Source organism: Stenotrophomonas sp. FBCC-B152, assembly GCF_059134105.1.
The window spans coordinates 1,069,878-1,081,471 of sequence record NZ_CP101442.1 but is presented as its reverse complement, the minus strand read 5'-3'; the positions used below and the strand labels follow the sequence as shown (position 1 = coordinate 1,081,471).

The 11,594-nt window shown below is 63.6% G+C and carries 10 protein-coding genes; 2 read left to right on the top strand and 8 right to left on the bottom strand.

The genetic code is table 11. The features are described from left to right. Positions 1–26 precede the first annotated feature (26 nt). The 6 genes from NMB40_RS05215 to NMB40_RS05190 all read right to left on the bottom strand — a co-directional run bounded on the left by NMB40_RS05215 (position 27) and on the right by NMB40_RS05190 (position 6,349). Entirely contained in the window at positions 27–1,391 is a 1,365-nt protein-coding gene (locus NMB40_RS05215) for an NAD-dependent succinate-semialdehyde dehydrogenase (protein WP_494360372.1), read from the bottom strand. 60 nt (positions 1,392–1,451) lie between these two features. Beyond that, the gene (locus tag NMB40_RS05210) at positions 1,452–2,297 is read right to left on the bottom strand and encodes an ABC transporter permease subunit (RefSeq protein WP_494360371.1); all 846 of its coding nucleotides are present in this window, start codon (positions 2,295–2,297) and stop codon (positions 1,452–1,454) included. Continuing rightward, positions 2,294–3,205, bottom strand: coding sequence for an ABC transporter permease subunit (locus tag NMB40_RS05205; RefSeq protein ID WP_494360370.1), 912 nt, complete (start codon positions 3,203–3,205; stop codon positions 2,294–2,296). The genes NMB40_RS05210 and NMB40_RS05205 overlap by 4 nt, the downstream gene beginning before the upstream one ends. Then, on the bottom strand, positions 3,202–4,335 hold the full coding sequence (locus tag NMB40_RS05200; protein WP_494360369.1) for an ABC transporter ATP-binding protein: 1,134 nt from the start codon (positions 4,333–4,335) through the stop codon (positions 3,202–3,204). Before NMB40_RS05200 ends, NMB40_RS05205 begins: the two co-directional genes overlap by 4 nt. Positions 4,336–4,555: 220 nt before the next feature. After that, positions 4,556–5,467, bottom strand: coding sequence for a DMT family transporter (locus NMB40_RS05195; protein WP_494360368.1), 912 nt, complete (start codon positions 5,465–5,467; stop codon positions 4,556–4,558). 15 nt (positions 5,468–5,482) lie between these two features. Beyond that, entirely contained in the window at positions 5,483–6,349 is an 867-nt protein-coding gene (locus NMB40_RS05190) for an aspartyl/asparaginyl beta-hydroxylase domain-containing protein (RefSeq protein ID WP_494360367.1), read from the bottom strand. Between the two features lie 547 nt (positions 6,350–6,896). Between NMB40_RS05190 and NMB40_RS05185 the strand changes: the two genes are divergently transcribed. Together NMB40_RS05185 and NMB40_RS05180 are read left to right on the top strand one after the other, a co-directional pair. After that, a complete protein-coding gene (locus NMB40_RS05185) occupies positions 6,897–8,276 on the top strand; it encodes an NAD(P)-binding domain-containing protein (RefSeq protein ID WP_494360366.1) in 1,380 nt (459 codons plus the stop codon). Between the two features lie 17 nt (positions 8,277–8,293). Continuing rightward, positions 8,294–8,752 (top strand): hypothetical protein, encoded by a 459-nt coding sequence (locus tag NMB40_RS05180; RefSeq protein ID WP_494360365.1) that lies wholly within the window; start codon positions 8,294–8,296, stop codon positions 8,750–8,752. A 57-nt stretch (positions 8,753–8,809) separates the two neighbouring features. Here the strand turns inward: NMB40_RS05180 and NMB40_RS05175 are convergent, their stop codons facing one another. Both NMB40_RS05175 and NMB40_RS05170 read right to left on the bottom strand, forming a co-directional pair. Further along, positions 8,810–9,913, bottom strand: a complete 1,104-nt coding sequence (locus NMB40_RS05175) for a polyamine ABC transporter substrate-binding protein (RefSeq protein WP_494360364.1) — start codon at positions 9,911–9,913, stop codon at positions 8,810–8,812. 132 nt (positions 9,914–10,045) lie between these two features. After that, positions 10,046–11,497, bottom strand: a complete 1,452-nt coding sequence (locus NMB40_RS05170; RefSeq protein ID WP_494360363.1) for a glutamine synthetase family protein — start codon at positions 11,495–11,497, stop codon at positions 10,046–10,048. Positions 11,498–11,594 lie beyond the last annotated feature (97 nt).

Below are 11,594 nucleotides of genomic sequence, written 5' to 3'. Positions count from 1 at the left end.
TGACCACCGTTGGTGGTCACGCTGTATCAGGCCACGTAAACCGTCTTGATGTTCATGAACTCGTGGATGCCGTGGTCGGCCAGCTCGCGACCGAACCCGGACCGCTTGCTGCCACCAAACGGCAACCGCACATCACTTTTGACGATGGCATTGACGAACGCGGCGCCGCATTCCAGCCGCTTGGCGATGCCTTCGCCGCGCACCGGGTCGCCGCTCCACACGCTACCGCCCAGACCAAACGTCGTATCGTTGGCCACGCGCAGCGCATCGGCGTCGTCGCGCACGCGCAGGATCGCCGCCACCGGCCCGAACAGTTCTTCCTCGTAGGCCGGCATGCCGGGCACCACGTTGTCGAGGATGGTCGCCGGGTAGCCCGCGTGCGTGCCCGCCACCGGCTCGCCGCCCAGCAGCACCTTCGCGCCCTTGCCCACGCTCGCCTGCACCTGCTTGTGCAGTTCGTCGCGGAGATCTGCACGGGCCATCGGCGCCAGCGTGGTCTTCTCGTCCTGCGGATCGCCGTACACGCGCGCTCCAGCCGCCGCGACGAACTTCTCCACGAACGCATCGGCAATCGCATCGACCACGATGAAGCGCTTGGCCGCGATGCAGGTCTGCCCGCTGTTGTCGAAGCGCGACTTCACCGCTGCCGCGACGGTCTTGTCCAGGTCCGCATCGTCCAGCACCACGAACGCATCGCTGCCACCCAGTTCCATCACGCACTTCTTGAGCTGGTCACCGGCATTGGAGGCGATGGAGCGCCCTGCCCGCTCGCTGCCGGTCAGGGTGACCGCCTTGACCCGCTTGTCGCGGAGCACCTCGGCGGCCTGGTCGTTGTCGATGTGCAGCACATCGAACACGCCCTCCGGCAAGCCGCCGTCGCGGCACACCGCCAGGATCAGGTCCGCGCACTGCGGCACGTTGCTGGCATGCTTGAGCAGGGCCACGTTGCCGGCCATGAACGCCGGCGCCAGGAAGCGGAATACCTGCCAGATCGGGAAATTCCACGGCATCACCGCGAACACGCAGCCGATCGGTTCATAGCGCACGTAGCTGCGCTGGGCTTCGGTGTCGATCAGCTGCGGCTTGAGGTAATCGGCGGCGTGGTCGGCGTAGTACTCGCAGGCCTGCGCGCACTTTTCCACCTCGGCCAGCGCCTCGCTCTTGAGCTTGCCCATCTCGGTGGTCATTGCCTGCTGGATGTCGTCCCTGCGCGCACGCAGCTGGGCGGCGATGGCGCGCAGGATGGTACCGCGCTCCTGCAGCGAGCGGGCCGACCACAGCGGGAAGGCCGCGGCGGCAGCGGCCAGGCGCTGCTCTATCCCGGCCGCGTTCAACAGTTCGTGGCGGTAAGCCACCAGGCCGGTGGCGGGGTTGACGATTTCAACGGTCATCGCGGTGCTCCGAAAGACAGGCACCCATTCTGCGCCCGGCCCTGTGAGCCGGATGTTGCGTCAGCCCTTGTCCTGCAGGGCCAGCTGCATGTCGCGCTGCCGGCGCTTCTCGCTGCGCGAGGTGATGAACCACCCCGCCACGGCCGCCACGGACACCGCCAGCACCATCAGCGTGGCCAGCGCATTGATCTCCGGCTTGATCCCCATCCGCACCGAGGCGAATACCTTCATCGGCAGCGTGGTCGAATTCGGCCCGGCCACGAAGCTGGCAATCACCACGTCATCCAGCGACAGGGTGAAGGCCAGCAGCCAGCCGGCCACCAGCGCCGGGGCGATGATCGGCAGGGTGATCTGGAAGAACACCTTCAACCGGCTCGCGCCCAGGTCCATGGCCGCCTCTTCCAGCGAACGGTCCAGTTCCTGCAGGCGCGAGGAGACGATCACGGTCACGAAGGACAGCGTGAACGTGACATGCGCGATCCAGATGCTGCCCACCCCACGGCTGGGGAAGCCCGGGATGCCGCCCATCGCCACCAGCAGCGTCATCAGCGAAAAGCCCAGGATCACTTCGGGCATCACCAGCGGCGCGGTGATCAACGCACCGAACACGGTCTTGCCCGGGAAGCGCTTGAAACGGGTCATCACCATCGCCGCCATGGTGCCCAGCACGGTGGCCGCGCTGGCGGTCCAGAACGCCACCTTCAGGCTGATCCACAGCGCATCCAGGATCTGCCGGTTGTTGAACAGCTCGCCGTACCAGCGCGTGGAGAAGCCCGACCAGACCGTGGCCAGCTTGGACGCGTTGAACGAATAGATCATCAACAGCAGGATCGGCAGGTACAGGAAGGCGAAGCCCAGCCCCAGGACCGTCCAGCCCAGCCAGCGGCTGCGGCGCACCATGCTCATGTCAGCTTCCCTTCCAGCTCGCGCTGCTGCACCCGGTTGAACAGCAGGATCGGCACCAGCAGCAGGGCCAGCATCACGATCGCCACCGCCGAGGCCGTCGGCCAGTCGCGGTTGTTGAAGAACTCGCCCCACAGCACCCGGCCGATCATCAGCGTGTCCGGCCCGCCCAGCATTTCCGGGATCACGAATTCGCCCACGGCGGGGATCATCACCAGCATGCAGCCGGCGATGATGCCGGTGCGCGACAACGGCAGCGTGATGCGCAGGAACGCCTGCCACGGCTTGGCGCCCAGGTCGTAGGCCGCCTCCAGCAGCCGGTTGTCCAGCTTCACCAGGTTGGCGTACAGCGGCAGCACCATGAACGGCAGGTAGCAGTACACGATGCCGATGTAGGCGGCGGTCGGGGTGTACAGGATCTGCAGCGGCGCATCGATCACCCCGATCTTCAGCAGCAGCTGGTTGAGCAGGCCGTTGCGGTCGAGGATGCCGATCCATGCATACACCCGGATCAGGAACGAGGTCCACGACGGCAGCACCACCAGCATCATCGCCACGTTGCGCGCGGCCGGGCTCATCCGCGAGATCACGTACGCCATCGGGTAACCGATCAGCAGCGTGAACAGCGTGGCGATCACCGCGATCTTGATCGAGCTCAGGTAGGCCAGCACGTACTGGCTGTCCTTGACCATGGCCGCGTAGTTGCCCAGGTTGAGCTTGAGCGAGAACGCGCCGTCCACGTACTCCAGCAGCCACGTATACGGCGGCGAACCGACCTGGGTGCGCGAGAACGAGATCATCAGGATGATCACGAACGGCACCGCGAAGAACAGCAGCAGCCACAGGTACGGCGCGGCGATCACGCCGCTGCGCGTGCCGGGGAGCCAGCGCTTCCAGCCGGTGGCGTTCATGCGGTGAGCACCACGCCGTCGTTGTCGCGCCAGTGCACCCAGACGCTGTCGCCCCAGGTCAGGCCATCGCTGGCCCAGCGCTGGGAGTTGGCGAAGTTGGACAGCACCTTGGCCCCGCTGGGCAGGCGCACGTGGTACACCGAATGGCTGCCGAAGTAGGCGATCTCCTCGATCACGCCGTGTGCCTTGTTGGTATCCCCGGCCGGCTCGTCCTTGCCGATCATCACCTTCTCCGGGCGCAGCGCGAACGCCACCGGCTGCCCTTCATAGCCGGTGATGCCGTGGGCGACGTAGATCGGCGCGGGGAACAGCGGCGTACGCACGGTGACGTACTCGGGCAGGTCCTCGTCGATCACCCCGTCGAACAGGTTGACCGAGCCGATGAAGCCGGCCACGAAGCGGTTGGCCGGCTGTTCGTAGATTTCGTCCGGCTTGCCGACCTGCTGGATCCAGCCGGCATCCATGACCGCGATGCGGGTGGCCATGGTCATCGCCTCTTCCTGGTCGTGGGTGACCATCACGCAGGTCACGCCCGAGGTCTCGATGATGTTGACCAGCTCCAGCTGCATCTGCGAGCGCAGCTTCTTGTCCAGCGCGCCCATCGGCTCGTCCAGCAGCAGCAGCTTGGGCCCCTTGGCCAGCGACCGCGCCAGCGCCACGCGCTGCTGCTGGCCGCCGGACAGCTGGTGCGGCTTGCGTTTGGCCAGCTTCTCCAGCTGCACCAGCTCCAGCATCTCGCCGACCCGGCGGCGGATGGCGTCGCGGGCCAGGCCGTCCTGCTTCAGGCCGAAGGCGATGTTCTGCTCCACGCTCATGTGCGGGAACAGGGCGTAGGACTGGAACATCATGTTGATCGGCCGCTGGTACGGGGGCAGCGCATTGATGCGCTGGCCGTCCAGGTCGATGGTGCCGGCGGTGGGGGTTTCGAACCCGCCCAGGCAGCGCAGCAGGGTCGATTTGCCGCTGCCCGAGCCGCCCAGCAGGGCGAAGATCTCGCCCTTGCGCACGTCCAGGCTGACGTCGTCGAGCGCGACGAAGCCGTCGAATTCCTTGCGCAGCGCGCGGATGGACAGATAGCCCGGCTCCAGGACCGGGACGACCTCGCCTTCCGGCTTGGCTTCAAATGGCATGGGCAGCGGCTCCAGGAGCGGCGTCAGGACGGGGGGGACGGCCCATTTTAGCGACCGTTGGCGACAGCAGCGATACCGGATCGTGGCGGTTGGGGCCTAGGAGCTGCCCTTGCCTGAAACTGTAACGAGCTGCGCGCCCAAAGCGCGTGAACTGATCGATCGACAGCTTGCCCCGCCAAAGCGCCTTCCGGTGAGGGGCCCTTGTCAGGCCCCTCACCCATTACAGGTCGCGTACTCTCGGCCCGTCAATCCGCATCGGAGTATCCCTGGCCTGCAGGTGTTTCCTGAAGAGGACGATGGAGAGAACCACCAGCATTGAGCCGATCACAGTCTGCAGCGTAACCCGCTCACCGAAGACCATATAGTCAAACGTCATGGTTACAACTGGAACCAAATAGAAAAGCGCGCTGACGCTGCCTGCGGAACCCCGGCTCAACATGTGGAGAAGTAGCAAAGTTGCGCCTACGGAAACCACAACAATCATCCAGGAAGCTGCAAAGAAGAGCCGCGGCCCTGGAGTCCAGGACGGCCCCACGTACAGAGCGACAATCAAAAAAACCACCGCGGCGACCATGCTCTGGTAAAGCGCGGACACCAGCGGATTGAGCTCCACCCGCTTCTGGAAGACCGAACCCAGGCTCATCGCAGTGACCGATACAACCGCGAACACCACGCCAGTGATCGCAAGCGAACTCACGTCTCGTGCACCAGTCACTGACACACCCAGGCCGGCAAAGCCCAACAGCAGTAGAAGATGGCCCTTCATACCAACATCCTCTCTGGCCAATAGCGACGTCAGACATGGCTGCAGACCAAGAACTATAGCCAGCAGTCCGGGCGACAGCCCGTTCTCAATGGCGAGAAAGAAAGCACCCTGATAGACCACCTGCAGAAGAATCCCGGCAAGCAACATCCGCATAATGAGCGCTGCAGGAAGCAGGAGAATACTAGCGGATAATCGTCTCCTGAAGACATAAAGGCAGATGCCGCCGAGGATCAAGAAGGCGCCGACGGACCTGATGGCAAGGAATGTCCAAACCGAAGCGTCCAGGAGACCCAACTTGACAAAAATTGCACCGCTCCCCCACATGATCAGGAAAGCAACTGGCGCCGACCACGATAGCAGCTTCATATGGGGCACCAAACGTCACTGCATCTCGAAAGTGAATCGCTCGTCCATCGCACGACGTTCCACAAGAAATCGCTTTAGCGACCGAAGTTTACGTGTGACTACTTCGTCTCCCGAAGCGACAGCACCTTGGATCAGCCAGTCATAGCACGCCGTGACGTGAACGTCGTATCTGAAATGAACCCTGGAGCACTCGAAGATGTGCTCCTTGAGATTGTGCCTGGATATCCCGGAAGTGATCGAGCCGATGATGTCAGCCAAGTCATCCTCAGACAACGCTGGCCTGGAAATGTGTATATCGCGCGTTCGCCCAGGAACAAGGACACCTTCCCTGAAGATCTCCTTCTCGTTGAACTCACCATCAAAGACGAAGTCGAGGCAGATGAACATCCTGCTATCGCTTGAGAAGTTGATCGCCGCGTGGCTGACCGCTGCATCCAGGAACCAGACCTCACCAGGCCGCATCTGGAAAACACCTCCCACATCTGAGTGATAAGAGTCTTGGTTGTACTCGATAGGTATGAACACGCGGAAGTAGGACAACTCCGGGTCAAGCTCGACAAAATCCCGATGAGGAATAACCATTCCATCCATCAGATTTCTCGCCCGCACCATCTTTGCAATTTCGAGGTTGAAGGTCTCCTCCAACATCCTGGCTATCTCCGGGCAGCGCACCATATGCCCGGTAGCGCGCGCCGCTGCGCAGTTCTTGTACTGAGAGTCATCCATGCAGCCAGAACTGTTCAGAAGGGAGAGGTTCTTCCAGTATCCCTGAGCGAATTCATCGTACTCCTCCGGCTGTTTCTCTACCGAATTCAGGTACTGGATGTCCTGACGGCAGTCGTAAGAAGCCAAATCAACCGTACCAACAATACGTGACGCCATCTTTTTGTGATCCTGAAGCCATAGGGAATCGACATCGCTCCCCATGCGGTCCGCAGCGACGCCGGGAGCATGGGGAGGCGGGCGTTTCTACCACGATGAAATTCACAGCAACAAGGACATTTGAACTGAACGCGGCAACGATCTTTCGTTCTGTGCCGGAGCGCCTGTTTGCGGGGAGATCTGGTTTGCATTTTTGCATCCACCCCCCAGATCTGATCGCCGTTGACATGGCGACGCTATAGGCCAAACACCGACAGATAGGTCAGCCAAAGAAGCGTTTGGCACCAAATCCAACGTTGAAGCTCCAGACATTGACAGTATCCGCCCCGACGTAGTGTTGAAACTGGCCAATCGCGCATCCAGCTTTGTCGCTCTCGACGTCTCGCGGCATTCGCGCGTGAGATTCTTTGATGGACAGCACAGCTTGATACGAACGAGATGCCCGGGTTAGGCGATGCATCACACTCCTATCTCGGTAGCGTTGACGATTGTGCGACGGAAGAAGAGATTCCCAGTGCAGTCGAAAGCCAACCAAGAGGAGCAACGCATGCCGGCCAACGACGAATCCAAGGCCGCCGAGAGTGGAATTCGGTCAGAGCACTCATCGAAGTTCGATGCGCTGATTATCGGCGCTGGCCACTCCGGTCTATCGCTAAGCTCCTTGCTCACGGAGGCAGGCGTGCGCCACCAGGTTCTGGAGGCAGAAACCATCGGCTCCAGCTGGACGCGACGGTGGGATTCGTTCCGCCTCAACACGCCCAACTTCCTGACCGCCCTGCCCGGCTACCAATACGACGGCCCGGATCCAACGGGTTTCGCCACCGCGCCCGACGTCATCGACATGCTGACCGACTATGCGCGTCGACGGCAGCTGCCCGTCGTCGAGGGGTGCACCGCGCATCGGGTGTTTGCAGTTGGCGACGGCTACCGCGTCATCACCAGCCATGGCACGCTCGAGGCACGCTGCGTGGTCGTGGCCAGCGGGGAGTACCGTCGCCCGCGCTGGCCGCGGGCGTTCTTCTCCCCTGCCGCCGAGCTGGAGGTTGTCCACTCCAGCGAGTACCGGCGACCCGAGCAGCTCGGCTCGGGCGCCGTACTTGTGATCGGCGGTGGCCAGTCCGGCGCACAGATCGCCCAGGACCTTCGCACTGCCGGGCGCGAGGTGTACTGGTCCATGGCCGACCGTTTCTCGCACATCCGCCGCGTACGCGGCCGGGATTCCATGCACTGGTGGGACATGCAGGGGCTCCTGCATCGGCACGTGAGCGAACGCCCGGACGTGATCGCGGGGGTGCCGGGCGCCCTGCAGAAGGCGAGAACGGCGGAGTTCCCCTTGGTATCGGGTACCGGTGCGCTGGGCAAGGGCAGCTCGATCAGCCTGCTGTCGATGCACCGCGAGGGCATCGTGCTGCTTGGCAGGCTGGAACATCTGGAAGGCCACATCGCGCACTTCCGCGATGCGCGCCCGCAGATCCGCGAGGCGGTGGCCGGCACCCGCGCCGAGTACAAGCACCTCAACGACATGGCCGATGCGCACTATGCTTCAGCCGCAGAAACACCGACCGATGACGCCCGCTACCTGCCCGAAGAGGTCTACCTGGACTGGGAGCCGGACGCCTCCCCACGTTGCATCCGGCTCGACGCCGCCGGAATCGGCACGATCGTGGCGGCCACCGGTTTCGACGCACAGTGGCCATGGCTCGAAGTACCGGGCGTACTCGACCCGAACGGTTACCCGTTGGGCGAGTACGGCGTCTCCCCGCAGCCGGGCCTGTTCTTCATCGGCATGTACAACCTGCAGCGGCCAAGCTCGAACTTCCTGTGCAATGGCGGGCGGGATGCGGAAGCGCTCTTGCCGAGCATCCTCGCGCAGCTACTGCATGCTTCGGCGATGGTCAATTCGTGCATAGAACGGATGGAACCGTGAGGTTCTCTAGGCTATGGATGGCGGCTGCCCTCCTGCTTTGTGTCTATTCTGCCGAAGCAAAAGGCTGCGCGCCACCCAGCGACAGTGTTGTGGTGACGGTGCGGTACGTCAACACAGGCCCACAGACAGCCACGATCCGCGCAGCAGACATTCCCAGCGCGATGCCTGACGGAAAACTGTGGAGCGACTATTTTCAGGTGGCCTCGACCTCTGGCAACGCGGCGAGGTACACGGGAACAGTGGTCAACCTGGTGCCGGAGGTGCGGAATGAGGTCGTGGCACTGAAGCCCGGCGAGGAGATTGCTATCGACATCAACATCTCCGCCAACTACGCGCTGGACCAGGATGCCACGTACTACATCCAACTTCGCGGATTTCGACAGTCGTCTGGACCGGGCTCCCCGACCTTCACCGGCTCTCCGTCGACCAGGATCGTCCCGCCTCACGTTTGGGCAAGGCAGCACTGCTCCCCATGAAAAAGGGCCGCCGATTTTCACTGGCGGCCCCTCTTTCCATCGTTCAAACCCGTCGCCTCAGCGACCCGTCTTCACCTCGGTCCACAACCGGGTGTAGAGCTTGTCCACTTCCGGCGGGTTGATCGAGTAGGTGAACATCTTCGCGGCCACCTCGGCCGGCGGGTAGATGGTCGGGTCGTTTCGGATCGCTTCGTCCACCAGCGGCGTGGCCGCGCTCACCGGGTTGGCGTAGTGGATGAAGTTGGTGTTGGCCGCGGCGACCTTCGGGTCCAGCAGGTAATTGATGAAGGCGTAGGCCGCTTCCGGGTGCTTGGCATCCTTGGGAATGGCCAGCATGTCGAACCACTGCGGCGCGCCTTCCTTCGGGATCGAATAGGCCACGGTCACGCCGTTGGCCGCTTCGGCTGCGCGGTCGCGGGCCTGGATGATGTCGCCCGACCAGCCCACCACCAGGCAGGTGCCGCCGTTGGCCAGCGAACCCACGTACTGCGAGGAGTGGAAGTTCTGCACGTACGGGCGGATGGTCTTGAGCAGGTCGGCCGCCTTCTGGATCACCGCCGGGTCATGGCTGTGCGGGTCTTCGCCCAGGTAATGCAGGGCGATGGGAATCATGTCGGCCGGCGTATCCAGGATCGTGATCCCGCAATCCTTCATCTTGGCGATGTTTTCCGGCTTGAAGATCAGGTCCCAGCTGTTGGCGATATCGGTGCTGCCGCCGAAACGCTCCTTGAGCATTTCCACGTTGTAGCCGATGCCGGTGGTGCCGATCATGTACGGCACGCCGTACTTGTTGTCCGGATCCTGCTGCGCGATGCGCTTCATCATCTCGGGGTCGAGATTGGCCAGGTTCGGGATCTTGCTCTTGTCCAGCGGCAGGAACACGCCGGCCTGGATCTGGCGGCCGAAGAAGTTCAGGGTCGGCACCACCACGTCGTAGCCACTGCCACCCGCCAGCAGCTTGGTCTCGACCATCTCGTCGCTGTCGAACACGTCGTAGGTCACCTTGGTGCCGGTGGCCTTTTCGAAGTTCGGGATGGTGTCTTCGGCGATGTAGTCGCTGTAGTTGTAGACATTCAGCACCTTGCTGTCTTCCTGCTTGGCGCCGCCACAGGCGCTGATCAGGGAAACGGCGATGCCGAGGGTGAGGATTCGCAGCTTCATTGGACTCTCCGCGGGTCAGGTGCGAGGTGGGGAACCGGCCGGACCGGTAGAACGGTGCCAGCCTAACGGGCAACTGGTTATTTTCCCAGCACGGGCCCGGGCTGGCCATGCGGGATCGGGCGGCTGGGCCTGTCACACATTCAGCAGCAGGAATTCACGTTCCCAGGAGCTGATCACGCGGAAGAAGGTCTCGTATTCCTTGCGCTTGACCGACACGTAGGCCCGGCAGAAGCGCTCGCCCAGCATTTCGCGCAGCTCCGGGCAGCGCTCCAGGCCGTCCAGCGCCTCGCCCAGCGAGCGCGGCAAGTCGTAACCCAGCTCCTTGGCGCTGCCGCTGATCGGCGCGGTCGGCGAGCCCTGCTCGCGGATGCCCAGCAGGCCGGCGGCCAGGGTGGCGGCCATGGCCAGGTAGGGGTTGGCGTCCGAGCCGGCGAACCGGCTCTCCACCCGCATGTTCTCCGGGGTGTCCAGCGGCACCCGCAGCCCGCAGGTGCGGTTGTCGAAGCCCCAGTGCACGTTGCTGGGGGACACTTCGCCGAACACCAGCCGGCGGTATGAATTCACGTTCGGGGCGAAGAAGGCCATCGCCGCCGGCACGTACTTCTGCAGGCCGGCCAGGTAGTGGCCGAACAGCGGGCTGAACTCCTCGCCGCCGTTGTCGCCGCTGAACACGTTGTGCCCATCACTGATCCGCACCAGGCTCTGGTGGATGTGCATGGCGCTGCCCGGCTCGGTTTCCATCGGCTTGGCCAGGAAAGTGGCGTACACCCCGTGGCGCATGGCCGATTCGCGCATGGTGCGCTTGAACAGGAACACCTGGTCGGCCAGGTCCATGGCGTTGGCGTGGGTGAAGTTGACCTCCAGCTGCGCCGCGCCGGATTCGTGGATCAGCGTGTCCACGTCCAGCTTCATCGCATCGCAGTAGTCGTACATCAGGTCGAGGATCGGATCGAATTCGTTGACCGCATCGATCGAGTACGACTGCCGCGCCGTTTCCGGGCGGCCCGAGCGGCCGGCGGGCGGCAGCAGCGGGAAATCCGGGTCGGTGTTCTTCTGCACCAGGAAGAATTCCAGCTCCGGCGCCACCACCGGGCGCAGGCCCAGTTCGGCATAGGCATCGAGTACCCGGCGCAGCACGTTGCGCGGCGCCAGCTCATGCGGCTCGCCGTGCTTGGTGTAGCAATCGTGGATGACCTGGGCGGTGGGATCGGTGGCCCACGGCACCATGCGCACGGTGTCCGGGTCCGGGCGCAGGATCATGTCCGAGTCCGAGGGCGAGGTCAGCTCGTAGTAATCGTCCGGGAACTCGCCGGTGACGGTGGTGGCGAAGATGCCCTCGGGCAGGCGGGTGCCGTAGTCGTGCGAGAACTTGTCGGCCGGGATGATCTTGCCGCGCGCGTTGCCGGTGATGTCCGGCACCAGGCACTCCACCTCGGTGATGTGGCGATCCTTGAGCCAGCGCAGCAGCACGCTCTCCTGGGCGGCCGGCTTGGCGGCGGCCTTGCGCGCGGGCGCCTTCCGCGAGGGAGCGGCGGCCTTGCGCGATGGAGACGGGGCTTTGCGCGAACGCGTTCGGGTGGTCATGACCGGTCTGCTGTGCTGGAGTAACGACGACAAGCTTCGCCGAAGGGCTGGAACGTACTGTGATAGTGCCACTGTACCCTCGCCGGCAGCCGCCGTC

Excerpts from the sequence above, each read along its gene's own strand:
- NMB40_RS05170 (WP_494360363.1), bottom strand. The coding sequence starts at position 11,497 with ATGACCACCCGAACGCGTTCGCGCAAAGCCCCGTCTCCATCGCGCAAG.
- NMB40_RS05175 (WP_494360364.1), bottom strand. The coding sequence starts at position 9,913 with ATGAAGCTGCGAATCCTCACCCTCGGCATCGCCGTTTCCCTGATCAGC.
- NMB40_RS05210 (WP_494360371.1), bottom strand. The coding sequence starts at position 2,297 with ATGAGCATGGTGCGCCGCAGCCGCTGGCTGGGCTGGACGGTCCTGGGG.
- NMB40_RS05190 (WP_494360367.1), bottom strand. The coding sequence starts at position 6,349 with ATGGCGTCACGTATTGTTGGTACGGTTGATTTGGCTTCTTACGACTGC.
- NMB40_RS05195 (WP_494360368.1), bottom strand. The coding sequence starts at position 5,467 with ATGAAGCTGCTATCGTGGTCGGCGCCAGTTGCTTTCCTGATCATGTGG.
- NMB40_RS05180 (WP_494360365.1), top strand. The coding sequence starts at position 8,294 with ATGGCGGCTGCCCTCCTGCTTTGTGTCTATTCTGCCGAAGCAAAAGGC.
- NMB40_RS05205 (WP_494360370.1), bottom strand. The coding sequence starts at position 3,205 with ATGAACGCCACCGGCTGGAAGCGCTGGCTCCCCGGCACGCGCAGCGGC.
- NMB40_RS05215 (WP_494360372.1), bottom strand. The coding sequence starts at position 1,391 with ATGACCGTTGAAATCGTCAACCCCGCCACCGGCCTGGTGGCTTACCGC.
- NMB40_RS05200 (WP_494360369.1), bottom strand. The coding sequence starts at position 4,335 with ATGCCATTTGAAGCCAAGCCGGAAGGCGAGGTCGTCCCGGTCCTGGAG.
- NMB40_RS05185 (WP_494360366.1), top strand. The coding sequence starts at position 6,897 with ATGCCGGCCAACGACGAATCCAAGGCCGCCGAGAGTGGAATTCGGTCA.